21 protein-coding genes and 1 pseudogene are annotated in these 21,898 nt (G+C 72.6%); 6 read left to right on the top strand and 16 right to left on the bottom strand.

Annotation, left to right across the window (positions count from 1 at the left end; genetic code table 11):
* The first annotated feature begins 142 nt into the window (after nucleotides 1-142).
* Both mgt and ACZ4XJ_RS24215 read left to right on the top strand, forming a co-directional pair.
* Nucleotides 143-1,404, top strand: a pseudogene (gene mgt, locus ACZ4XJ_RS24210) (macrolide-inactivating glycosyltransferase).
* 69 nt (nucleotides 1,405-1,473) lie between these two features.
* The gene (locus ACZ4XJ_RS24215; RefSeq protein WP_468497304.1) at nucleotides 1,474-2,049 is read left to right on the top strand and encodes a DUF1697 domain-containing protein; all 576 of its coding nucleotides are present in this window, start codon (nucleotides 1,474-1,476) and stop codon (nucleotides 2,047-2,049) included.
* Between the two features lie 35 nt (nucleotides 2,050-2,084).
* Here ACZ4XJ_RS24215 and ACZ4XJ_RS24220 read toward each other — a convergent pair whose 3' ends face one another.
* Nucleotides 2,085-2,933 carry an aldo/keto reductase gene (locus ACZ4XJ_RS24220; RefSeq protein ID WP_468497305.1) on the bottom strand — a complete coding sequence of 283 codons (849 nt, stop codon included), beginning with the start codon at nucleotides 2,931-2,933 and terminating at the stop codon, nucleotides 2,085-2,087.
* Nucleotides 2,934-2,977: 44 nt separating this feature from the next.
* Here ACZ4XJ_RS24220 and ACZ4XJ_RS24225 point away from each other — a divergent pair, with 44 nt between their 5' ends.
* The gene (locus ACZ4XJ_RS24225) at nucleotides 2,978-3,979 is read left to right on the top strand and encodes a ketopantoate reductase family protein (protein ID WP_468497306.1); all 1,002 of its coding nucleotides are present in this window, start codon (nucleotides 2,978-2,980) and stop codon (nucleotides 3,977-3,979) included.
* A 168-nt stretch (nucleotides 3,980-4,147) separates the two neighbouring features.
* Here ACZ4XJ_RS24225 and ACZ4XJ_RS24230 read toward each other — a convergent pair whose 3' ends face one another.
* The 14 genes from ACZ4XJ_RS24230 to ACZ4XJ_RS24295 all read right to left on the bottom strand — a co-directional run bounded on the left by ACZ4XJ_RS24230 (nucleotide 4,148) and on the right by ACZ4XJ_RS24295 (nucleotide 17,932).
* The gene (locus ACZ4XJ_RS24230; protein WP_468497329.1) at nucleotides 4,148-4,927 is read right to left on the bottom strand and encodes a sirohydrochlorin chelatase; all 780 of its coding nucleotides are present in this window, start codon (nucleotides 4,925-4,927) and stop codon (nucleotides 4,148-4,150) included.
* Nucleotides 4,924-5,826, bottom strand: coding sequence for an ABC transporter permease (locus ACZ4XJ_RS24235; RefSeq protein WP_362883673.1), 903 nt, complete (start codon nucleotides 5,824-5,826; stop codon nucleotides 4,924-4,926). The genes ACZ4XJ_RS24230 and ACZ4XJ_RS24235 overlap by 4 nt, the downstream gene beginning before the upstream one ends.
* Entirely contained in the window at nucleotides 5,813-6,607 is a 795-nt protein-coding gene (locus ACZ4XJ_RS24240) for an ABC transporter ATP-binding protein (RefSeq protein WP_384001841.1), read from the bottom strand. The genes ACZ4XJ_RS24235 and ACZ4XJ_RS24240 overlap by 14 nt, the downstream gene beginning before the upstream one ends.
* Before the next feature lie 34 nt (nucleotides 6,608-6,641).
* Complete coding sequence (locus ACZ4XJ_RS24245; protein WP_468497307.1) at nucleotides 6,642-7,775, bottom strand: aliphatic sulfonate ABC transporter substrate-binding protein; 1,134 nt, start codon at nucleotides 7,773-7,775, stop codon at nucleotides 6,642-6,644.
* 212 nt (nucleotides 7,776-7,987) lie between these two features.
* Nucleotides 7,988-9,337, bottom strand: coding sequence for a sulfate adenylyltransferase subunit 1 (locus ACZ4XJ_RS24250; protein ID WP_468497308.1), 1,350 nt, complete (start codon nucleotides 9,335-9,337; stop codon nucleotides 7,988-7,990).
* 1 nt (nucleotide 9,338) lies between these two features.
* Nucleotides 9,339-10,280: a sulfate adenylyltransferase subunit CysD gene (gene cysD / locus ACZ4XJ_RS24255; protein WP_468497309.1), complete on the bottom strand. Its 942-nt coding sequence runs from the start codon at nucleotides 10,278-10,280 to the stop codon at nucleotides 9,339-9,341.
* On the bottom strand, nucleotides 10,277-10,822 hold the full coding sequence (gene cysC, locus ACZ4XJ_RS24260) for an adenylyl-sulfate kinase (protein WP_468497330.1): 546 nt from the start codon (nucleotides 10,820-10,822) through the stop codon (nucleotides 10,277-10,279). Before cysC ends, cysD begins: the two co-directional genes overlap by 4 nt.
* Nucleotides 10,823-10,857: 35 nt before the next feature.
* The gene (locus tag ACZ4XJ_RS24265) at nucleotides 10,858-11,559 is read right to left on the bottom strand and encodes a phosphoadenylyl-sulfate reductase (protein ID WP_468497310.1); all 702 of its coding nucleotides are present in this window, start codon (nucleotides 11,557-11,559) and stop codon (nucleotides 10,858-10,860) included.
* On the bottom strand, nucleotides 11,556-11,735 hold the full coding sequence (locus tag ACZ4XJ_RS24270; RefSeq protein ID WP_468497311.1) for a hypothetical protein: 180 nt from the start codon (nucleotides 11,733-11,735) through the stop codon (nucleotides 11,556-11,558). The genes ACZ4XJ_RS24265 and ACZ4XJ_RS24270 overlap by 4 nt, the downstream gene beginning before the upstream one ends.
* Nucleotides 11,732-13,438: a nitrite/sulfite reductase gene (locus tag ACZ4XJ_RS24275; protein ID WP_468497312.1), complete on the bottom strand. Its 1,707-nt coding sequence runs from the start codon at nucleotides 13,436-13,438 to the stop codon at nucleotides 11,732-11,734. Before ACZ4XJ_RS24275 ends, ACZ4XJ_RS24270 begins: the two co-directional genes overlap by 4 nt.
* Nucleotides 13,439-13,653: 215 nt before the next feature.
* The gene (locus ACZ4XJ_RS24280) at nucleotides 13,654-13,737 is read right to left on the bottom strand and encodes a putative leader peptide (RefSeq protein WP_309550570.1); all 84 of its coding nucleotides are present in this window, start codon (nucleotides 13,735-13,737) and stop codon (nucleotides 13,654-13,656) included.
* A 277-nt stretch (nucleotides 13,738-14,014) separates the two neighbouring features.
* Nucleotides 14,015-14,578, bottom strand: coding sequence for a GNAT family N-acetyltransferase (locus tag ACZ4XJ_RS24285; RefSeq protein ID WP_468497313.1), 564 nt, complete (start codon nucleotides 14,576-14,578; stop codon nucleotides 14,015-14,017).
* Between the two features lie 5 nt (nucleotides 14,579-14,583).
* Entirely contained in the window at nucleotides 14,584-15,885 is a 1,302-nt protein-coding gene (locus ACZ4XJ_RS24290) for a GAF domain-containing protein (RefSeq protein ID WP_468497331.1), read from the bottom strand.
* A 403-nt stretch (nucleotides 15,886-16,288) separates the two neighbouring features.
* A complete protein-coding gene (locus tag ACZ4XJ_RS24295) occupies nucleotides 16,289-17,932 on the bottom strand; it encodes an acyl-CoA dehydrogenase family protein (protein ID WP_468497314.1) in 1,644 nt (547 codons plus the stop codon).
* Between the two features lie 17 nt (nucleotides 17,933-17,949).
* Between ACZ4XJ_RS24295 and ACZ4XJ_RS24300 the strand changes: the two genes are divergently transcribed.
* Nucleotides 17,950-19,065, top strand: a complete 1,116-nt coding sequence (locus ACZ4XJ_RS24300; RefSeq protein WP_362878493.1) for a YihY/virulence factor BrkB family protein — start codon at nucleotides 17,950-17,952, stop codon at nucleotides 19,063-19,065.
* 56 nt (nucleotides 19,066-19,121) lie between these two features.
* Nucleotides 19,122-19,895, top strand: a complete 774-nt coding sequence (locus ACZ4XJ_RS24305; protein ID WP_468497315.1) for a helix-turn-helix transcriptional regulator — start codon at nucleotides 19,122-19,124, stop codon at nucleotides 19,893-19,895.
* Here the strand turns inward: ACZ4XJ_RS24305 and ACZ4XJ_RS24310 are convergent.
* On the bottom strand, nucleotides 19,787-20,227 hold the full coding sequence (locus ACZ4XJ_RS24310; protein ID WP_468497316.1) for a VOC family protein: 441 nt from the start codon (nucleotides 20,225-20,227) through the stop codon (nucleotides 19,787-19,789). The genes ACZ4XJ_RS24305 and ACZ4XJ_RS24310 overlap by 109 nt on opposite strands.
* A 355-nt stretch (nucleotides 20,228-20,582) precedes the next feature.
* Here ACZ4XJ_RS24310 and rsgA point away from each other — a divergent pair, with 355 nt between their 5' ends.
* Entirely contained in the window at nucleotides 20,583-21,689 is a 1,107-nt protein-coding gene (gene rsgA / locus ACZ4XJ_RS24315; RefSeq protein WP_362878490.1) for a ribosome small subunit-dependent GTPase A, read from the top strand.
* The last annotated feature ends 209 nt before the right edge of the window (nucleotides 21,690-21,898 follow it).

Genomic DNA, 21,898 nt, shown 5'->3' on the forward strand with positions numbered 1-21,898 from the left:
GGCACCTCGCGGCACCTCCCCGCATTCTCCCCGGACGCCCCGGACCTGACCCCGTCACCATCGGGCCGAAGTTCGAAATCCTAGGCCGGCGCGCGCGGTCGGGCGCACCGGGGGACCGGGTGAACGGACTCGGGCGGTCCGGATGCGGCGTCGTCCGGCTCCATGGTTGCACGAGACGTATCGTCTCGTTATGCTCCTGTCATGACCTCAGCCAAGCCCGCCCACATCGCCATGTTCTCCATCGCCGCCGCCGGCCACGTGAACCCGAGCATCGAAGTGATCCGCGAACTCGTCGCACGGGGCCACCGCGTCAGTTACGCCATCCCCGCCCCGTACGCCGACCGGATCGCGGAAACCGGCGCCGACCCGGTGATCTGGAACTCCACCCTCCCCACCGAGGAGGAGCCCGAGGCCTGGGGCACCGAACTCATCGACAACATCGAGCCCTTCCTGAACGACGCCGTCCAAGCCCTCCCGCAGCTGGCCGCCGCCTTCGAAGGGGACGAGCCCGACCTCGTCCTCCACGACATCACCTCCTACCCGGCGATCGTCCTCGCCCGCCGGTGGGGCGTCCCCTGCGTCTCCCTCTCCCCGAACCTGGTCGCCTGGACCGGCTACGAGGAGGAGGTCGCCGCGCCGATGACCGCCGCACTGCGCGCCACCGAACGCGGCAGGGCCTACTACGCCCGCTTCCGCTCCTGGCTCGACGAGAACGGCATCGCGGACGACCCGGACGCCTTCATCGGCCGCCCCCGCCGCGGCATCGTCCTGATCCCGCGCGCGCTCCAGCCGCACGCCGACCGCGTCGACACCACCGTGCACACCTTCGTCGGGGCCTGCCAGGGCGACCGCAGCGCCACCCAGGGCACCTGGACCCGCCCGCCGGCCGCCGAGGGCAGGAAGCTCCTCCTGGTCTCCCTCGGCTCCACCTTCACCAAGCAGCCCGCGTTCTACCGGGCCTGCCTCGACGCCTTCGCGGACCTCCCCGACTGGTACGTCGTCCTGCAGATCGGCAAGTTCACCGACGAGGCCGAACTCGGCCCCATCCCCGCGAACGCGGAGGTGCACCGGTGGGTCCCCCAGCTCGACATCCTCCGCAAGGCCGACGCCTTCATCACCCACGCCGGCGCCGGCGGCAGCCAGGAGGGCCTCGCCACCGGCACCCCGATGGTCGCCGTCCCCCAGGCCGTCGATCAGTTCGGCAACGCCGACGTGCTCGCCGGCCTCGGCGTCGCGCGCCACCTCCCCATGGAGCGGGCCGACGCCACGAGCCTCCGGGAGGCCGTCCTCGGCCTGCTCGCCGACCCCGAGGTCGCCGCGCGCGCCGAAGCCCTCCGCGCCGAGATGGCCACCGAGGGCGGCACCCGCCGGGCCGCCGACCTCATCGAGGCCGAACTGCGGTAGGGCGGGTCCGGCCGGCCGTACCGGAACGCCCGCACCCGAAGTGTCGTACCCGGCACCTAAGGTGCCGCCATGACGAACAGGACGGGCACCCCGGACACCCCCCGCAGGTACGCGGCGCTGCTGCGCGGCATCAACGTGGGCGGCAGCAAGAAGGTCCCCATGGCGCGACTGCGCCCGCTCATGGAGGCGCTCGGCCACGGCGACGTACGGACCTACCTGCAGAGCGGCAACGCCGTCTTCACCAGCACCCGGCAGGACCCCGACGCGCTCGCCCGCGAACTGGAGGCGGCCATCGAGGCCCACTTCGGCTTCCGGGTGGCGTGCCTGGTCCTCGACGGGGACCACCTCAAGGCCGTCGCCGACGCCTGCCCCTTCCCCGCCGCCGAACTGGAGGGCAAGCAGCTCCACGCCACCTTCTTCTCCGAGCAGCCCGCCGAGGACCGCTTCCGGTCCGTGGACCCGGCCGCCCACCTCCCCGAGGAGTACCGGATCGGCGACCGCGTCGTCTACCTCTACGCCCCCGACGGCCTGGGCCGCTCCAAACTGGCCGAGGCCCTGGCCAAGCCCGCCGTCGTCAAGGGGCTCGACGTGACCACCCGCAACTGGAACACGGTCGTCAAACTCGTCGAACTCACCCGGCCCTGACGGCCGCCCCCTCGGGTCGGCCCCCTCAGGTCGCCCTACGGGGCCGACGCGTCGAGCAGTGCCAGCTCCCGCGGCTCCAACCGGATCGCCCCGGCCGCCAGGTTCTCCGCCAGGTGGACGGGCGAGCCGGTGCCCGGGGTCGGGCACAGCACCGGCGAATGGTGCAGCAACCAGGCCAGCGCCACCTGCCCCGGGCCGGCGCCGTGCGCGGCGGCCACCACCGTCACCGCCGCCGCGCTCTCCCGGGTCAGGGCCCCGCCGCCCAGCGGGTAGTACGGCAGGAAGGCGATCCCGTACGCCTCGCACAGCGCCAGCACCTCCGCCGACGAACGGTCCAGCAGGTTGTACGGGTTCTGCACCGCGGCGATCGGCGTCAACTCCATCGCCACACGCAGTTGTTCGGGGGAGACCGTGTCCAGCCCGACGTGTCGGATCTTGCCCTCGGCCCGCAACTGCGCCAGCGCGCCCAGCTGTTCGGCCATCGGGACCGCAGGGTCGAAGCGGTGCAGCTGGTACAGGTCGATCCGCTCCACCCGCAGCCGGCGCAGGCTCGCCTCGCACATCGCCCGCAACTGCTCCGGACGCCCCGCCACGTGCCACCGGTCCGGGCCGGTCCGGACCACCCCGCCCTTGGTCGCGATCACGAGCCGCTCCCCGTACGGGTGCAGGGCCTCCGCGATCAGCTCCTCGGCCAGCTCCGGCCCGTAGTTGTCGGCGGTGTCGATCAGGGTGACCCCGGCCTCCACCGCCGCCCGCAGCACCGCGTGCGCCTCGGTCCGTCCGCTCCGGGGACCCCAGTAGCCGGCCCCGACCAGACCGCCCGTGCCGAGCCCCAGACGCCGTACCGGTAGGTCCCCACCCACGTCGAACACCGTGTCCACCATGGCCCGACGGTACCGCGCGACGCCCGGTGTGCCAGGCTCTGGGCATGCGTTACATCATCATCGGCGCCGGCGCGGTCGGCGCGACCCTCGGCGGACGCCTGGCCGGAGCCGGCATCGACACCGTCCTCGTCGCACGCGGCGCGCACGCCGATGCGCTGCGCGCGGACGGGCTGCGGCTCACCACCGCCGACGGGACCGCGCGGCACCGGCTGCCCGTCGTCACCGCGCCCGCCGAACTCGGCGCGCTGCGCCCCGACGACGTGCTGCTGCTGACGGTCAAGACCCAGGACGCCATCGCCGCGCTGGACGCGTGGGGGGACGCCGAGGTCGAGGGCGGCGGCACCGCGGCCCAGCGGCTGCCGTTGCTGTGCGCGCAGAACGGCGTCGAGAGCGAACGCCTCGCCCTGCGGCGCTTCGCGCGCGTCTACGGGGTCTGCGTGTGGCTGCCCGCGACGTTCCTGGAGCCGGGCGTCGTCTCCGCGCTGTGCGCCCCGCTCACCGGGATCCTGCACCTCGGCAAGGCGGCCGGCGGCGCCGACCGGCGGATCCGGGACATCGCCGCCGACCTGGCACGGGCCGGCTTCGAAGCGCCCGTCGTCGAGGACGTCATGCGGTGGAAGTACGCGAAGCTGCTCGGCAACCTGGGCAACGCCATCCAGGCGACCACCGGCCCGGACCCGGACCCGGCGAAGGGCGCGCTGATGCTGCGCGCCGTCCGCGAGGCGAAGGCCGCCTTCCAGGCCGCCGGCATCGACCACGCCTCCGAGGCCGAGCAGGCGGCGGTCCGGGACGGCAAGGTCGAACAGCCCGCCGGTGTGCGCGGCGGGTCCTCCTGGCAGAGCCTGGCCCGGGGCACGGGTTCGGTGGAGGCCGACTACCTCAACGGGGAGATCTCGCTCCTGGGCCGCCTGCACGGCGTGCCGACCCCGGTCAACGACGTGCTGCGGCACGCGGCGAACATCTTCGCCCGCGAGTCCTTGCCGCCGGGCGCCATGTCCGTGGAGGACCTGACGGCCCTGGCCGACGAGGCCGCGGCCCGCGCCTGACCCGCGCCCGCCGGCTCGGGCCGGATCGGGCCGGCTCGGGCCGGCTTGTCGATGATGCCGCGGGCCGCGAGACGGAAGCCCCGGACCGCCCGGCACAGGGCCCGCTCCCGTTCGGCGGCCGGGCGACGTCCCCGTCCCGGACCGCCGCCCGCAGGCCCCGTCGGGCCCTCAGGCCGTCAAGGCGGAGCGGGTGGTCGGCGCGCGGTGGGCGGAGACGGCCGCGTCGAAGCGGCGCAGCAGGAGGCGGGCCAACTCCGGCGCGGCGCCCAGGACGTCGGCCACCACGTCGGCGCCGGACTCGGCCGCGCCCGCGGCGATGCGGTCCGGGAGCCGGCCCGGCGCGATGACGTACGGGGCCACCGCGATCCGGCGGACCCCCTCGGCGCGCAGGGCCCGTACCGCGTCCTCGGTGCGGGGGAGAACAGCGGAGGCGAACGCAGGCCGCACGGCGCACCAACCGGTGTGCCGCCACTCCCGCGCGATTTCAGCGATCACTGCGATCGCCTCCGGGTCGGAGGATCCGGCGGACGCGAGCACCACACCGGTGCCGGCGCGGTCCGCCGGGGTGAGGCCGAGACCGGCCTCGGCGAGGCGGCGTTCCAGGGCCGCGACGAGGAGCGGGGACGGCCCGAGGACGTCCGCGACGCGGACCGTGAGGCCCGGGAGCCGGGTCGTGGCCTCGGACAGCACGGCCGGGATGTCGGCCTTCGCGTGGAAGGCCCGCGTCAGGAGGAGCGGCAGCGCCACGACCTCCCGTACGCCGGACAGGTACAGCGAGGCCAGGGCCTGCGAGACGGTCGGGCCGTTGAAGTCCAGGAAGGACGTCTCCACCCGCAGCCCGGGCCGCAGCTCCCGCGCCCGCCCGACGAGGGCGTGCACGGTCGCCGCGTGCCGCGGGTCGCGGCTGCCGTGGGCGATGACCAGAAGGGCGCGGGACACGGGGCTCAGCTCTTGACCAGCAGGCCGCGGGAGCGCAGCACCCACCGCTCGACCGGGCTGAAGATCAGCAGGTCGATGGCGATGCCGACCACGAGGATCAGGATGATCGCGAGGAACACGCCCGGCAGGTCGATGTTGTTGCGGCCGTTCTCCAGCAACTGGCCGAGGCCGAGGCCCAGGTCGGGGGAGCTGGCGATGATCTCGGCGGCCATCAGGGAGCGCCAGGAGAAGGCCCAGCCCTGCTTGAGGCCGGCCAGGTAGCCGGGCAGCGCGGCGGGCATCACGATGTGCCGGGCGCCGCGCAGGCCGGTGGCGCCCAGGGTGCGGCCGGCCCGGAGGAACAGCGGCGGGACCTGGTCGATGCCGGAGACGAGGCCGTTGGCGATGGACGGGACGGCGCCCAGCAGGATCACCGTGTACATCATGGCGTCGTTCAGGCCGAACCAGAGCACGGCCGGCGGCACCCATGCCACCGACGGCAGGGACTGCAGGCCCTGGAGGATCGGTCCGATCGCGGCGCGGACGAACTTCACCCGGGCCACGAGCAGGCCGAGCGGGGTGCCGATGGCCAGGGCCAGCAGGAAGCCGAGCAGACCGCGCGACACACTGGTCCAGACGACCTCCAGCAGGGTGCCCTTCACCCACATGTCGGACAGGCTGTCCCAGACGGCGGACAGGGCGGGGAGCTTCGTCTCGTCGGTGACCTTCGCCGCGACGAGGATCTGCCAGACCACCAGCACGAGGCCGACGGCCAGCAGCGGGGGCAGGACCTTCTTGAGGAGGACCTCACGGATCGGCGTGCGGTGGGTCTGGACCGCGTCGAGGGCGTCGAGGCCCGCTTCCAGGCCGGCCAGGTCGTCGCCCTTCCGCCGGGCGGAGGCCTCGGAGGTGGTGTCAGTGCTGGCCATGGCGGCGGATCTCCCCACGCAGGTGTTCAGTGATCTCAAGGGACAGCTCGGCGACGTCCGCGTCCTCGATGCGGCGCGGCTGCGCAATGCCCACGGTCCATTCCTTCGCGACCCGTCCCGGGCGCGAGGAGAGGAGCACCACGCGCTGGGCGAGCCGGACGGCCTCGCGGACGTTGTGCGTGACGAACAGGACCGACAGGTTCGTCTCTTCCCAGATGCGCGTGAGTTCGCCGTGCAGGACGTCGCGGGTGATGGCGTCGAGGGCCGCGAACGGCTCATCCATCAGCAGCAGTTGGCTGTCCTGCGCGAGGGCGCGGGCGAGGGCGACGCGTTGGCGCATGCCGCCGGAGAGTTCGTGGACGCGCTTGCCGTACGAGCCGGTGAGGCGGACCAGTTCCAGCAGGCGTTCGGCCTCCGGCCTGCGGTCGGCCTTGGGGACGCCGCGCAGGCGCAGGGCGAGTTCGATGTTCTTGCCCGCGGTGAGCCACGGGAAGAGGGCGTGCTCCTGGAACATCAGGGCGGGCCGGCCGCCGGGGGTCTCGATGGACCCCACGGACGGCTTGTCCAGACCCGCGACCAGGTTCAGGAGCGTGGACTTGCCACACCCCGAGGCCCCCAGGAGGGTGACGAACTCGCCGGGAGCGACATCGAGACTGATGTCGTCCAGGACGAGCTGCGATCCGGCCGGGCCGGAGAAGGACTTCGAGACGTGCTCGATCCGAGCGGCGTGCGTCAGCTCCGCTACGGCGCCCTCGGCAGCCTTGGCAAGTGTCGTGGCCATGGTCGTCACCTCCTGGGGTTGCTGATCTACGGAGTTACTTGGCGCCGAGACCGGCGTCGGAGACCTCGGGCTTGCCGGCGGCCTTCAGCACCTTGTTCAGGAGCGTCAGGTCGTAGATGCCGGCCAGGTCGGGCTGCTCGATGAGCTTGGCCTTGACCGCCCACTCCGACTGGGTCTTCAGCGTCGACGCCAGCGGGTCGTCGGTGATCGCGATGCTCGGCCACGCCGGGTCGATGATCTTCGCGTCGAGCGGCTTGCCGCTCTCCGCCGCCAGCTTGGCGTTCGCGGAGGCCTTGGCCTTGTCCGGGTTCGCGTTGATCCACTCGTTGGTCTTCACCGTGCCCTTCAGCACGGCCTCGACCACGTCCGGGTGCTCCTTGAGGAACTTCTGCGACACGATGACGTTCGTGATCACGAACTTCTTGTCGGGCCACAGGGCGGTCTCGTCGAGGAGGACGGAGCCGCCGTCGGAGACGAGCTTGGACGCCGTGGGCTCCGGCACCCAGGCGCCGTCGATCGAACCCTGCTTGAAGGCGTCCGGGGTGACCTTGTTGTCCGTACGGACGACGGAGACGTCGCCCTTGCCGGACTCCGGGTCGACCTTCCAGCCCTTCTCGGAGATCCAGTTGAGGAACGCGACGTCCTGGGTGTTGCCCTTCTGCGGGGTCGCGATCTTCTTGCCCTTGAGGTCGTCCAGGGTCTTGATCTTCTCCGGGTTCACGACGAGCTTGACGCCGCCCGACGCCGAGCCGGAGATGATCCGCAGGTTGGAGCCCTTGGACTTGACGTAGCCGTTGATCGACGGCGAGGGGCCGATGAAGCCGATGTCGAGAGAGCCGCCGTTGAGGGCCTCGATCTCGGACGGACCGGCGTTGAAGGACTGCGGCTTGATCGTGGTGCCGTTCAGTTCCTTCTGGATCAGGCCCTCCTGGAGGCCGACCAGCGCGGTGGCGTGCGTCAGGTTCGGGAAGTACCCGATGCGGACCTCGGAGGCGGAGAGCTTCTTGCCCGCGTCGGCGGCGACGTCGGCGGCCGCGCCCTTGGGCTCGTCCTTCGCCGCCTCGGAGCCGTAGCCGCAGGAGGCGAGGGCGCCGATCAGCAGGGGCAGGGCGGCAGCGGCGACGACGCCGCGGCGCAGGGTGGTACGGGTGTTTCCGGTGGCAGGCACGGGAGGACTTCCTCTCGTAGCGTCATCTCATGACGCACGTCTTCGTCTGTGGAACAGGGGCGGGTACGGCGGGAGGGGGGTGTGGGCGCGCATGCGGTGCGCGTACGTCATCGCGCACATCGCGCAACCCCTCCCTGGCCGCTGCCGAGGGCGCCGCTGCCGACGCGGCCGCCCTCCTTCGCGAAGGTGGCGTAGATGTCGGTCATCATCGGTTAGAAGTCCCACCCTTCTTCATCCGCCTGGACGGTGGTCTCGGCCTTGGAGGCGAACGACTCCCCCGCCATTCCGGCCGCCAGGGTCGTTCCGTCGGCCGGGTCGATCAGCAGGAAGGACCCGGTGCGGCGCGAGTCGGCGTACGCGTCGAGCGCGAGGGGCTCGGCGGTGCGGACGACGACGCGGCCGATGTCGTTGGCGACGAGCTGCCCGGGGTTCGGGTGCTGGGACAGGTCGTCGAGGGTCAGCCGGGAGGGGATCTCCTTGACGATCGCCTTGACCGTCCGCGTCGTGTGCTTGATCAGCACCCGCGCGCCGACGGCCAGCGGCTGGTCCGCCACGTGGCACACCGTCGCCTCCACGTCCTGCGTGGTCGCCGGGGCGCTCGCGGACGGGGCGATGAGGTCACCGCGGGAGATGTCGATGTCGTCCTTGAGGCGCAGCGTCACCGACTGCGGGGCCCAGGCGATGTCGACGCTCTCGCCGAGGGCGTCGATGCCCTCGATGACGGAGGTCCGGCCCGACGGCAGGACGGTGACGGCTTCGCCGACGCGCAGGACGCCGGAGGCGATCTGGCCCGCGTAGCCGCGGTAGTCGGGGTGTTCGGCGGACTGGGGGCGGATCACGTACTGGACGGGGAAGCGGGCCGGGCAGGCGGTGAGGTCGTGGCTGACCGGGACCGTTTCGAGGTGTTCCAGGACGGTCGGGCCGCCGTACCAGTCCATGTTCGCGGACGGCTCGACCACGTTGTCCCCGGCGAGCGCCGAGATCGGGATCGCGGTGATCTCCGGGACGCCCAGGTCGGAGGCGTACGCGGTGAACTCCTCGGCGATCGCGGCGAAGACGTTCTCGCGGTAGTCGACGAGGTCCATCTTGTTGACGGCGAGGACGACGTGGGGGACGCGCAGCAGGGCGGCGACGGCGGCGTGCCGGCGGGTCTGTTCGATGACGCCGTTGCGGGCGTCGACGAGGACGACGGCCAGGTCGGCGGTGGAGGCGCCGGTGACCATGTTGCGGGTGTACTGCACGTGTCCGGGGGTGTCGGCGAGGATGAACCGGCGCCGGCTGGTGGCGAAGTAGCGGTAGGCGACGTCGATGGTGATGCCCTGCTCGCGTTCGGCGCGCAGGCCGTCGGTGAGGAGCGCGAGGTCGGGGGCTTCTTGGCCGCGGCGGGCCGAGACGGCCTCGACGGCCTCCATCTGGTCGGTGAGGACCGACTTCGAGTCGTGCAGGAGCCGGCCCACCAGGGTCGACTTGCCGTCGTCGACGGAACCGGCGGTCGCGAAGCGCAGCAGGGTGGTCGCCGCGAGGTCGGCGAGGTTGCCGACCTGTTCGGTGGTGCTGGTCATGTTAGAAGTACCCTTCGCGCTTGCGGTCTTCCATCGCGGCTTCGGACATCTTGTCGTCGGCGCGGGTGGCGCCCCGCTCGGTGAGGCGGGAGACGGCGATCTCGGCGATCACGGCGTCGAGGGTGGCGGCGTCGGAGTCGACGGCGCCGGTGCAGGACATGTCACCGACGGTGCGGTAGCGGATGAGGCGCTTCTCGGGCGTCTCGTGTTCCTTGGGGCCGCCCCATTCGCCGGCGGTGAGCCACATGCCGTTGCGGGAGAACACCTCGCGCTCGTGGGCGAAGTAGATGTCGGGGAGTTCGATGTCCTCGCGGGCGATGTACTGCCACACGTCGAGCTCGGTCCAGTTGGAGAGGGGGAAGACGCGGACGTGTTCGCCGGGGGCGTGGCGGCCGTTGTAGAGCTGCCACAGTTCGGGGCGTTGGCGGCGGGGATCCCACTGGGAGAACTCGTCGCGCAGGGAGAAGACGCGTTCCTTGGCGCGGGCCTTCTCCTCGTCGCGGCGTCCGCCGCCGAACACGGCGTCGAACCTCAGCTGTTGGATGGCCTCGGTGAGGGGGAGGGTCTGCAGCGGGTTGCGGGTGCCGTCGGGGCGTTCGCGGAGCTTGCCGGCGTCGATGTAGTCCTGGACGGAGGCGACGTGCAGGCGCAGTCCGTGCTGTTCGACGGTGCGGTCGCGGTACTCCAGGACCTCGGGGAAGTTGTGCCCGGTGTCGACGTGCAGGAGCGTGAACGGCACCGGCGCCGGCGCGAACGCCTTCAACGCCAGGTGCAGCATGACGATGGAGTCCTTGCCGCCGGAGAACAGGATCACCGGCTTCTCGAACTCGCCCGCGACCTCGCGGAAGATGTGCACGGCCTCGGATTCGAGGGCGTCCAGGTGCGACAGCGCGTAGGGCGCGTCGGAACCGGAACCGGTGTGCAGGTGCGCGGCGGTGGTCATGCCAGACCCCTCTCGGTGAGCAGCGCGTGCAGGGCCGAAGCCGACTCCTGCACGGTCTGCGTGTGCGACTCGATACGGAGGTCCGGGGATTCCGGGGCCTCGTACGGGTCGTCGACCCCGGTCAGACCGGAGATCTCGCCCGCCGCCTGCTTGGCGTACAGGCCCTTCACGTCACGTACGGAGCACACCTCGACCGGGGTGGCCACGTGGACCTCCAGGTACGCGGTGCCCTCGACGGCGTGCCGCTTGCGGACGGCCTCGCGGCTGTCCGCGAACGGCGCGATCACCGGTACCAGCGCCTTCACGCCGTTGCTCGCCAGGAGTTCGGCGACGAAGCCGATCCGCTGCACGTTGGTGTGCCGGTCCTCGCGGGAGAAACCCAGGCCGGCGGAGAGGAACTCACGGATCTCGTCACCGTCGAGGACCTCCACCCGGTGACCCTCGTCGCGCAGCCGCTCGGCCAACGCGTACGCGATGGTGGTCTTCCCCGCGCTGGGCAGCCCGGTCAGCCACACGGTGGCGCCCTGGTCGCTCACGCTCATCTGGTTCTTCTCCGTCGGTTCCGTGGTGTCCGTCATCAGCCGTGCAGTCCGCACTCGGTCTTGCCGAGACCGGCCCAGCGGCCGGACCGGGCGTCCTCGCCCTCGGCGACCCGTCGGGTGCACGGGGCGCAGCCGACGGAGGCGTAGCCGTCCATCAGCAGGGGGTTGGTGAGGACGCCGTGCTCGGCGACGTAGGCCTCCACGTCCGCCTGCGTCCAGCGGGCGATCGGCGAGACCTTGACCTTGCGCCGCTTCTCGTCCCACCCGACCACCGGCGTGTTCGCCCGGGTCGGGGACTCGTCGCGCCGCAACCCCGTCGCCCACGCCGCGTAGCCGGTCAGGCCCTCTTCCAGGGGCTCGACCTTCCGCAGCGCGCAGCACAGGTCCGGATCCCGGTCGTGAAGCCTCGGGCCGTACTCGGCGTCCTGCTCGGCGACGCTCCGCCGCGGGGTGAGCGTGATGACGTTGACGTCCATCACGGCCTCCACCGCGTCCCGCGTCCCGATGGTCTCCTCGAAGTGGTAACCCGTGTCGAGGAAGACCACGTCCACGCCGGGGCGGATCCGGGAGGCGAGGTGGGCGACGACCGCGTCCTCCATGGAGGAGGTGACGGCGAACTTCTCACCGAAGGTGTCGGCCGCCCAGCGCAGGATGTCCAGCGCGGAGGCGTCCTCCAGTTCCCGGCCCGCCCGCTCGGCCAGTTCCTTCAAGTCCCGGGTTCCCTGAACCGTCGTCATATCTCGTCCCCTCCAGCGCTGTTGGACCGAACACCCCGGGACAGCAGCCCGAGGTACTTCAGCTGGAAGGCTCGGTTGCAGGCCCTGCATTCCCACGCGCCGTGACCGGTCTCGTTGGGGAACAGGTCCTCGTCACCGCAGTACGGGCAGTGGAACGGGGCCGCGCGCTCGCTCATGACAGGGCCTCGTCGTCGGCGCGGGTGACCCAGGCGGCGAAGCGCTCGCCGTCCTCGCGCTGCTCCTGGAAGCGCGTGACGACCCGCTCGACGTAGTCGGGCAGACCGGCCGAAGTGACCTTGAGGCCTCGGACCTTGCGGCCGAAGCCGGCCTCCAGGCCGAGGGCGCCGCCCAGGTGGACCTGGTAGCCCTCCACCTGGTTGCCGTCGTCGTCCAGGACGAGCTGACCCTTGAGGCCGATGTCCGCGACCTGGATGCGGGCGCAGGCGTTCGGGCAGCCGTTGATGTTGATGGTGATCGGCTCGGCGAAGTCCGGCAGGCGGCGCTCCAGTTCGTCGATCAACGAGGCACCGCGCGCCTTCGTCTCGACGATGGCCAGCTTGCAGAACTCGATGCCGGTGCACGCCATGGTGCCGCGCCGGAACGGGGACGGCTTGACCCGGAGGTCGAGCGACTCCAGGGCGGCGACCACCGAGTCGACCTGGTCGGCCTCGATGTCGAGGACGACCATCTTCTGCTCGGCGGTGGTCCGCAGCCGGCCCGAACCGTACTGCTCGGCCACGTCCGCGATCTTGGTCAGGGTGGCGCCGTCCACGCGGCCCACGCGGGGCGCGAAGCCGACGTAGAAGCGGCCGTCGTTCTGCTGGTGGACGCCGACGTGGTCGCGCCACTGGCCGGAGGGCTGCTCGGGCGCGGGGCCGTCCGTCAGCTCGCGCCCCAGGTACTCGTCCTGGAGGACCTGGCGGAATTTGGCCGGACCCCAGTCGGCGACGAGGAACTTCAGGCGGGCGCGGTTGCGCAGCCGGCGGTAGCCGTAGTCGCGGAAGATCGAGATGACACCCTCGTAGATGTCCGGGACCTCTTCCAGCGAGACCCAGGTGCCCAGGCGGACGCCCAGCTTGGGGTTGGTGGAGAGGCCGCCGCCGACCCAGACGTCGAAGCCGGGGCCGTGCTCGGGGTGGTTCACGCCGACGAAGGCGATGTCGTTGATCTCGTGCGCCACGTCGAGCAGCGGCGAACCGGAGATCGCGGACTTGAACTTGCGGGGCAGGTTCGAGAAGTCGGGGTTGCCCACGATGCGGCGGTGGATCTCGTCGATGGCGGGCGTGCCGTCGATGATCTCGTCCTGCGCGATGCCGGCCACGGGGGAACCGAGGATGACGCGGGGCGTGTCACCGCAGGCCTCGGTGGTGGACAGGCCGACGGCCTCCAGGCGGCGCCAGATCTCGGGGACGTCCTCGATCCGGATCCAGTGGTACTGCACGTTCTGGCGGTCGGTGAGGTCCGCGGTGCCGCGCGCGAACTCCTCGGAGATCTCGCCGATGACGCGCAGTTGCTCGGTGGTCAGCCGGCCGCCGTCGATGCGCACGCGCAGCATGAAGTACTTGTCGTCCAGCTCCTCCGGCTCCAGGATCGCGGTCTTGCCGCCGTCGATCCCGGGCTTGCGCTGGGTGTAGAGGCCCCACCAGCGCATGCGGCCGCGGAGGTCGTTGGGGTCGATCGAGTCGAAGCCCGCCTTGGAGTAGATCGTCTCAATGCGCGTCCGCACGTTGAGACCGTCGTCGTCCTTCTTGAACTGCTCGTTGCCGTTGAGGGGCGTGTGGTGTCCGACGGCCCACTGACCCTCGCCGCGGTGACGGCCGGTCTTGCGGCGCGCTGCGGCTGCGGGGGCGGCTGCGGGCGTTTCGGGGGTGGCGGCCATGGCGGTACGTCCTTCTTCGGCGGCTCGGGGCAAGGGCAGGGGAGGTGGCGGCGCGCCCCTGTCGGACCGGCGACGCTGAGCAGGTGCGGTCGAAATGCCGCCTTCGGCCGGTTTTGCCGGCAGGCAGGGGCGGTATTCGACCTTCAGGGGGCTTACGTGGTCGGCGCGCCCGCTTCAGTGGGGGCGACGTCGACGTGCGGCGGTGGCTGGTTCCGTCAGCTCGCCGGACAGATGGCGCTGGACATGCGGCCGAGGTCGACGTGCCGCCGACTCACCAAGGCAATTCCAGCTCCATTCATGGCGGAAGCGTGTCATGCCCCGATTGGAGGAGTCCACTACTGTCCATCATGCGGACGAAGTCGTCCCGAATCGTGGGACGCGGTGACGGGGGTCACGTCTTCGGGTACTTCACGGCCGCCGGCGGCGGCTCGGGAGGAGCCCGCGGAACGGCTGTTTCCGGCCCGGCCGGGGACGTCACGGCGGGCGGGGTCCGGCGGGTGGGCCGGGGTGTGGGCCGGGGTGTGGTGGAGGGAACGGCGGCCGGGGGTGTGCCTCCCGGCCGCCCTGCCCGGACGGTTACGCGCCGGGCCAGGGGCCGGGGGTGGGGCCGTCCTGCTTCTCCTCGGTCTCGGTGCGGAAGACCTCGAAGCCGCGCCGCCGGTAGTTGTCCATCGCGGTCGGACCGTCCTGGCTGCAGGTGTGCACCCAGACGCGCCGCGTGGGCTCCCGGTCCGGCCAGCGGGACGCGAGGTCCCAGGCACGGGCCGTTCCGACCGTCAGCAGGTGCCCGCCGATGCGCCGGCCCCGGAAGTCGGGCAGCAGTCCGAAGTACATGATCTCCACCACGCCGTCGGGCTGCGGATCCAGTTCCACGTACCCCGCCGGGGTGCCGCGCTCGTACGCCACCCACGTCTCCACGCCGGGCCGCTCCAACTGCTCCACCCACTGCGCACGGGTCAGCGACAGCCGGTCCGTCCAGTGGATGTCGCCGCCCACCGAGGCGTACAGGTAGCGGCTGAACTCGGGCGAGGGGACCTCCGCCCGCTCGATGCGGACCTCGGGGCCGGGTACGGCCGCCGCGACCAGATCACCGGGCGCGGTCATTTCGAGGGACCAGGTGGTCAGCGTGATGGTGCTCATGCCGTTCAGGGAACCACATCCCCCGCCGGCCCCTCCGGGGTGCCCCGGCCGCCCGTGCCGGCCGTGCCGCCCTGCCGGGCCCGGACCACGGCGGGGGCGGTGGAGTGGGGGAGCAGTTCCGCCGGATCCCGGGGCCGGACCAGCTCCACCTCCACGTCCTGCGCGAAGCGGTACGGCCGGTGCGTGAGCACCCCCGCGAGGTGGCGGCGGACCCGGGAGAGCTCGGCCCGGACCGTCACCGTGCGCGTGGGGTCCCCGAACAGTTCCGCGGCCAGCTCCGCCGCCGAGCGCCCGCGCGGGCTCTCCGCCAACAGGAACAGCAGCTCCGCGTGGCGCGGGCTCAGCTCCTGGGACCAGCTGCCGGCGGCCCCGTACACGGTCGCCGACCAGGAACGCGGCCGGCTCAGGTCCAGTACGACGCGGCTCAACGGGGCGGCGGCCGCCCGCGGCTCCGCGATCCGCAGCAGCCAGCCGCCGGGCAGCGGCTCCGCAACGCAGTCCCCCAGCTGCGGCAGCCACAGCCGACCCGGGCCGAGGGTCTTCGGCAGCGGTATCCGGTCCGCCGGCGCCAGGCCCGCCACCGCCGCCGTCCAGCCGTGCGGGTCCACGGCCAGCGCCCGGCCGGGCAGCCGGGCCAGCAGCGGGGCCGCGACCGCCCGCAGCCGCTCCAGCGACTCCAGGTGCCGCACCCGCAGCTCGCGCTCGGCCAGGCGGGCCACGGAGCTGACCCACGCCAGGGTGGCGGGGTGCATGGTGGCCAGCGGCCCGCTGACGTCGACGACGCCCAGCAGCTGCCCGTCCCGGGGGTCGCGCACGGGGGCGCCCGCGCAGGTCCAGTCGTGGTGGCTGGAGACGAAGTGCTCGGCGGAGAAGACCTGCACCGGACGCCGGACCACCAGCGCGGTGCCCACCCCGTTCGTCCCGACGACCGCCTCCGCCCAGTCGGCGCCCACCGCGAATCCGAGCCGGTCCGCCTTGCGCAGGATCGAGGCGTGCCCCTCCCGCCACAGCAGCCGGCCGTCCGCGTCGGCGACGACCATGATGTGCAGGGCCTCGTCCAACGCGGGCAGCAGCCCCTCGCGGAGCACCGGCAGGAGTTCGCGCAGCGGCGAGACCTGCCGCCGCTCCTGCGTCTCGGCGGCCGACAGCACGCGCGAGCGGGCGTCCCGGTCGGGGTGCACCCCGCCGGCCAGCATCCGCCGCCAGGACTCGGCGATCTCCGGGCGCGGGGCCGCGGGCGGTCGCCGCCCGGCCAGCGCGGCGGCCCGCACCCCCTTCAGCAGGCGCGCGGCGTCGCGCGCGTCCATGGCCGAGATGCGTGCCACGTCGGCCGTGCCGCCTGCGGTGTTGGCCACCGGAACCTCCCCGTGCTGAACAGGACGTACTGCGGGAGCCGCCCGCCCCGCGCACATGACCTTCCCCGGGCACGTGCGGCGGGCGCTCTCCGAACCGAGGGTTGCAACGGTATGCAACTCTCGCCAAGCCCCGGTCGTCCGACCGAAACTATCGGCACGCCGCCGAGCGGCGTGACAGCTCCTTCCTCGGGGCTTCTCGGATCAGGGGTGGTGCCGAGTCGGCGCGGCGCCACCCCCGGTCCCACCTCCACGGGCCCGGATCCCGGTGCTGCGCGGTTTGGGGACCGCTCCCAGCCCGTGGTCCGCGCCCGTGCCAGCGGTTCCCGGCCGCGCCCCGACCGGGGCGGCGCCCCCGTCAGACCTCGATCCGCGCCCGCTCCACCACCGACGCCAGGTCGAGGCTGTGCGGCAGCGTCCCGAACGCCGCGCCCCAGTCCCCGCCGAGCCGCGAGGCGCAGAACGCGTCCGCCACCTCCGGCGGAGCCCACCTGACCAGCAGGGACCCCTGCAACACCAGGGCCATCCGCTCCACGACCCGCCGGGCCCGGGCCTCGATGCCGTCGAGGTCGGCCAGCTCGGTGAGCAGGTTCTTGATCGCGGCGTCCAGCCGGTGGTCGGCGCCCCGGGCCAGGCCGACCTCCTGGAGGAACGCGTTCAGGGCCATCGGCTCGCGTTGCAGGGCCCGCAGCACGTCCAGCGCCTGCACGTTGCCGGAGCCCTCCCAGATCGAGTTCAGGGGGGACTCGCGCAACAGTCGGGGCAGCCCGGACTCCTCGACGTAGCCGTTGCCGCCCAGACACTCCAGGGCCTCGGCGACCATCGGCGTACACCGCTTGGTCACCCAGTACTTCGCGGCGGGCACCGCGAGGCGCAGGAAGGCCCGCTCCTGCTCGGTGTCGGCGTCGTACGCCGCCGCCAGGCGCAGGGTCAGCACGGTCGCCGCCTCGGACTCCAGGGCGAGGTCGGCGAGCACGTTGCGCATCAGCGGCTGGTCGACGAGCGGTGCTCCGAAAGCAGAGCGGTGCTCCGCGTGGTGGACGGCCTGGGACAGGGCCTGCCGCATCAGGGACGCCGAGCCGATCACACAGTCCAGCCGGGTCGCCGCGACCATCTCGATGATCGTGCGCACCCCCCGGCCCTCCTCGCCCACCCGCCGCGCCCAGGTCCCGTCGAACTCGACCTCGCTCGACGCGTTCGACCGGTTCCCCAGCTTGTCCTTCAGCCGCTGGATCGCGAACACGTTGCGGGTGTCGTCCGGCAGCACCCGGGGCACCAGGAAGCAGCTCAGCCCGCCCGGTGCCTGCGCCAGCACCAGGAACCCGTCGGACATGGGCGCCGAGCAGAACCACTTGTGGCCCGTCAGCAGGTACTCCCCGGAGGCGTCGAGCGGCGCCGCCACCGTCGTGTTCGCCCGTACGTCGCTGCCGCCCTGCTTCTCCGTCATGCCCATCCCGAAGAGCACGCCGCCCTTGAGCGCCGCCGGACGCAGGCCCTCCTCGTACACGTGCGAGGTCAGCCGCGGCTCCCATTCGGCGGCCAGCTCCGGATCCGTGCGCAGCGCCGGGACCGCGGCGTGCGTCATCGAGACCGGGCAGCCGTGGCCCGCCTCGGCCTGCGACCACAGGAAGAACCCGGCCGCACGGCGCAGGTGCCCCGCCGGTGGGCCCCAGGCGTCGGTGAGCCCCGAGGTCACCGCGTGGCCCAGCAGCCGGTGCCAGGCGGGGTGGAACTCCACCTCGTCGATCCGGTTCCCGTACCGGTCATGGGTGCGCAACTTCGGCGGACATTCGTTCGCCTGCGTCCCCCAGTCCTGCGCCTGGGAGGAGCCCGCGGCGCGCCCGAGCGTCGTGAGCTCCTCCCTTACCTCGTCGCGGAGTTCGGGGGCGGCGTCGGCGAGGTGCCGTTCCACGCCCTCCGTGAGGGCCCGGTCGCCGAGGTAGACCTCGTGGCCCACCAGGGGCGGGGCCTGGTTGCTGACTGTGTGGGTGGTGGCTGCCATGCGGATACCGTAAGGACGTGCAGCCAGCAAAAGAAACACCCGAGCGGATCCCAGGACGGCTCCACCGGGCCCGCGCCCTCTATCGCAACGTCTCGAAGCGGAAGATGGCCTGGCTGCTGCTGAAGGACACCGTCAACTCGTGCATCGAGTACCGGATCCTCGGACTGGCCGCCGAAGCGGCCTTCTTCACGCTGCTGTCGCTGCCGCCGCTCTTCCTCGGTCTGCTCGGTCTGCTCGGTTACGTCGACGGCTGGACCGACACCCAGTCCGTGCAGAGCATCGAGGAGAACATCCTGCGCGCGGTCGGCACGATCCTGTCCGACCGGGGCGTCAACGACGTCGCGAAACCCATGCTCGACGACGTCACCAGCCGCGGCCGGCCCGACCTGATCTCGCTGGGTTTCGCCTTCGCCCTGTGGTCGGGATCGCGCGCCGTCAACGTCTTCATCGACACCATCACCGTCATGTACGGCCTCGACGGGCACCGCGGCATCGTCAAGACCCGGCTCCTCGCCTTCCTCCTCTACATCATCGCCCTGCTGATCGGCGCGATCGTGCTGCCGCTGATGGTCGTCGGACCCGACGCCGTCGTGCGGCTGCTGCCGTGGAGCACGGAGGTCATCGCGGTGCTGTACTGGCCGACGGTCACCCTGCTCTCCATCGCCTTCCTGACCACCCTCTACCACGTCTCCGTCCCGGTGCGTTCGCCGTGGATCGAGGACGTGCCGGGCGCGCTCGTCGCCCTCGCGATGTGGGTGCTGGGCTCCTTCCTGCTGCGGATCTACCTGACCAACACCGTGGAGGGGCCCACGATCTACGGGTCGCTGGCCGCCCCCGTGGCGATCCTGCTGTGGATCGGCATCTCCGCGTTCGCCGTGCTCGTCGGCGCGGCCGTCAACGCCGCGATCGACCGCGTCTGGCCCTCGGTGGCCACCGCCGCGGCCCGCGAGGCCAACGAGCGGGTCCGCGAGGCGGAGGCCGCCCAACTGGTCGCCCGGGCCGCCGCCTGGCGGGCGCTGGCCGAGGGGGAGTCCGAGGACGACGAGGACGCCGGCATGCCCTCCGAGTTCCCCGAACGCTGGTCGAAGTTCCTGCCGCCGGAGGACTACACCTCCCGGCTCCGCAAGCACTGAGGACCCGGCGCGGGCCGGCTGACCCGGCGGTACGGCGGGCCGCCTAACCTGGCGGCATGTACGAGGAGGCGCCGTCCGCGGCCGTGCCCGGGGCCGTCGTGTGGCGGGCCCGCGGGACCGGCTCCGTGGTGGTGCCCGACGGTTGCATGGACCTGCTGTGGGTCGGCGGCCGGCTCCTGGTCGCCGGGCCCGACACCGGACCGCACCCCGCCGGGGAGGTTCCCGGCGGCGCCTTCGCCGGGCTCCGCCTCGCCCCCGGGACCGCGCCGGCCTTGCTCGGCGTACCGGCCCACGAGCTGCGCGACCGGCGGGTCGAGCTGGCCGGGCTGTGGCCCGGCGCCGAGGTGCGCCGCCTCACCGAACGCGTCGGGGGGTACGAGGACCCCCGTGAGGGCCTCGAAGAGCTGGCCCGGGTGCGGGCCGCGGCCGTCGGGCCACCCGATCGCCTCGTCGCCGAGGTGGCGGACCGGCTGCGGGCCCGGGAGTCGGTCGCCGGGATCGCCGCGGCGGTCGGCCTCGGGGAACGGCAGCTGCGCCGGCGCTCCCTCGACGCCTTCGGGTACGGCCCCCGCACCCTCGGCCGGGTGCTGCGCTTGCAGCGGGCGCTGACCCTGGTACGGCGCGGGCTGCCGCCGGCCCGGGTGGCCGCCCTGGCCGGGTACGCGGACCAGGCGCACCTCACCCGGGAGGTGCGGGCCCTGGCCGGGACGACCCCGCGGGCCTACGCGATGGCGGGGCCGGAGGGCGCGGCGGGGTCGGAGGGCGACGCGGGGTCGGAGGGCGCGAACAGCGAGATCCCGGAGCCGTCCGGGTCGAGCACCACCGCGTAGCGCTGCCCCCAGAACGCGTCCCAGGGCTTCATGTGGCCCTCGTGTCCCGCGCCGGTCAGTTCGGCGTACAGCGCGTCCACCTCGGCCGGGGAATCGCACAGGAAGGCGAGCTCCACCCGGTTGCCACCGACCGGGCGGGTCCAGGAGGGGTCGATGCCGCGGATGGATTCCTCGGTGTCCCAGGCGACCCGCGGACCCCCGGGAAGGACGGCCTCGACGTGCGGCTGGTCCGCGGAGCCGGCCGGCACGTCCAGCCCGAGACGACGGTAGAAGGCGAGGGAGGCGGCCATGTCGGAGACGACGATGCCGATCATGTCGAGTCGTGGAGTCATGGCAGCAGGCTAGGCAGCCGCGCCGGGCGCCGTCTTGAACGAAACGGACATCGCCGCGCATCGCACGCGTCGCCGCGCACCAACCGCCATCGGCCTCCTCACGGGGCGGGCCGTGGAAAAAGAGGTGGCGGGGGCGGGCGGGCGCTTGTTAACGTGAACCCGTTCCCGCCGAGCGGTGCGGGAGCGCAGCGTGCAGCCGATCCGGAGGTGAGTTCATTGATGACTGTCATGGCGCAGGGCACTGCCCGCACTCAGAAGACCATCAATGTCACCTCCGTGGTCTCCGGCTGACCTCACACCACTTCCGCGCGCCGACGAGCGCACGCTGCCGGGGCCACCCTGTGAAGGGTTCCCCTTGACTTCCTCTTCTTTCCCGCAGGCCTCCCTCGCGCACGCCCTCACCCCCCTCGGGTGGGACGAAGCCTGGGCCGCCGCCTTCGCCCCGTACGCCGCCCAGGGACTCGTCCCCGGCCGGGTCGTCCGGGTCGACCGCGGCCAGTGCGACATCGTCACCGCGGACGGCGCCGTCCGCGCCGACACCGCCTTCGTCACCCCCCACGACCCGCTCCGGGTCATCTGCACCGGCGACTGGGCCGCCGTCGAGGCGTCCGGAAACCCGCGCTACGTGAAGGCGTACCTGCCGCGCCGGACCGCGTTCGTGCGCTCCACGTCCTCGCAGCGCTCCGAGGGGCAGATCCTCGCCGCCAACGTCGACCACGCGATCATCGCGGTGTCGCTCGCCGTCGAACTCGACCTGGGGCGCGTCGAGCGGTTCCTCGCGCTGGCGTGGGAGTCCGGGGCGCAGCCGCTGGTCGTCCTGACCAAGGCCGACCTGGTTCCGGACCCGGTGACCCTCGCGCACCTCGTCGAGGACGTGGAGACCGCCGCGCCGGGGGTGCAGGTGCTCACCGTCTCCTCGCACCACGGGGACGGCACCGATGTGCTCGGCGCGATCGTCGCCGAGGGGACGAGCGTGCTGCTGGGTGTTTCCGGCGCGGGCAAGTCCACGCTGGCGAACGCGTTGCTCGGTGCGGACGTCATGGAGGTCCGGGCCACGCGTGACATCGACGGCAAGGGCCGGCACACCACGACCACCCGCAACCTGCTCGCCCTGCCGGGCGGGGGCGTCCTCATCGACACCCCCGGGCTGCGGGGCGTCGGGTTGTTCGACGCGGAGGTGGGGGTCGGGCAGGTCTTCTCGGAGATCGAGGACTTCGCCGCCGGGTGTCGCTTCCACGACTGCGCGCATGAGGCGGAGCCGGGGTGCGGGGTGCTGGCCGCACTGGAGTCGGGGGCGTTGTCGGAGCGGCGGCTGGAGAGCTACCGCAAGCTGCTGCGCGAGAACCAGCGGATCGTGGCGAAGACGGACGCGCGGTTGCGGTCGGAGATCCGCCGCGACTGGCGGCTGAAGTCGGCTGAGGGCCGGGCCAATTACGCGGCGAAGCGCAACGGGCGCGCGTAACGGTGCCGGGGGTCGGGGTCCCGCTCGCTCGGGGCCCCGGCCGCGGGGGGTGGGGGCGGGTGCTGGTGCCGGTGGGGGCTGCGGGTGGGTCGGGGCCGGTGCCGGGGGGGGGGGGGGGGGGGGGGGGGGGGGGGGTTGTTTGGGGGGGGGGGGGGGGGGGGGGGGGGGGGGGGACCGGGGTTGTTTGGGGGGGTGGGGTTGTTGGCCCA

The sequence above is a fragment of the Streptomyces sp. NPDC029836 genome (assembly GCF_055574495.1).

Bases quoted from the DNA above. Each gene is read 5' to 3' on its own strand.
- ACZ4XJ_RS24215 (WP_468497304.1), top strand. From the start codon at position 1,474: ATGACGAACAGGACGGGCACCCCGGACACCCCCCGCAGGTACGCGGCG.
- ACZ4XJ_RS24220 (WP_468497305.1), bottom strand. From the start codon at position 2,933: ATGGTGGACACGGTGTTCGACGTGGGTGGGGACCTACCGGTACGGCGT.
- ACZ4XJ_RS24225 (WP_468497306.1), top strand. From the start codon at position 2,978: ATGCGTTACATCATCATCGGCGCCGGCGCGGTCGGCGCGACCCTCGGC.
- ACZ4XJ_RS24235 (WP_362883673.1), bottom strand. From the start codon at position 5,826: ATGGCCAGCACTGACACCACCTCCGAGGCCTCCGCCCGGCGGAAGGGC.
- ACZ4XJ_RS24240 (WP_384001841.1), bottom strand. From the start codon at position 6,607: ATGGCCACGACACTTGCCAAGGCTGCCGAGGGCGCCGTAGCGGAGCTG.
- ACZ4XJ_RS24250 (WP_468497308.1), bottom strand. From the start codon at position 9,337: ATGACCAGCACCACCGAACAGGTCGGCAACCTCGCCGACCTCGCGGCG.
- cysD (WP_468497309.1), bottom strand. From the start codon at position 10,280: ATGACCACCGCCGCGCACCTGCACACCGGTTCCGGTTCCGACGCGCCC.
- cysC (WP_468497330.1), bottom strand. From the start codon at position 10,822: ATGAGCGTGAGCGACCAGGGCGCCACCGTGTGGCTGACCGGGCTGCCC.
- ACZ4XJ_RS24265 (WP_468497310.1), bottom strand. From the start codon at position 11,559: ATGACGACGGTTCAGGGAACCCGGGACTTGAAGGAACTGGCCGAGCGG.
- ACZ4XJ_RS24270 (WP_468497311.1), bottom strand. From the start codon at position 11,735: ATGAGCGAGCGCGCGGCCCCGTTCCACTGCCCGTACTGCGGTGACGAG.
- ACZ4XJ_RS24275 (WP_468497312.1), bottom strand. From the start codon at position 13,438: ATGGCCGCCACCCCCGAAACGCCCGCAGCCGCCCCCGCAGCCGCAGCG.
- ACZ4XJ_RS24280 (WP_309550570.1), bottom strand. From the start codon at position 13,737: ATGAATGGAGCTGGAATTGCCTTGGTGAGTCGGCGGCACGTCGACCTC.
- ACZ4XJ_RS24285 (WP_468497313.1), bottom strand. From the start codon at position 14,578: ATGAGCACCATCACGCTGACCACCTGGTCCCTCGAAATGACCGCGCCC.
- ACZ4XJ_RS24290 (WP_468497331.1), bottom strand. From the start codon at position 15,885: ATGGACGCGCGCGACGCCGCGCGCCTGCTGAAGGGGGTGCGGGCCGCC.
- ACZ4XJ_RS24295 (WP_468497314.1), bottom strand. From the start codon at position 17,932: ATGGCAGCCACCACCCACACAGTCAGCAACCAGGCCCCGCCCCTGGTG.
- ACZ4XJ_RS24305 (WP_468497315.1), top strand. From the start codon at position 19,122: ATGTACGAGGAGGCGCCGTCCGCGGCCGTGCCCGGGGCCGTCGTGTGG.
- ACZ4XJ_RS24310 (WP_468497316.1), bottom strand. From the start codon at position 20,227: ATGACTCCACGACTCGACATGATCGGCATCGTCGTCTCCGACATGGCC.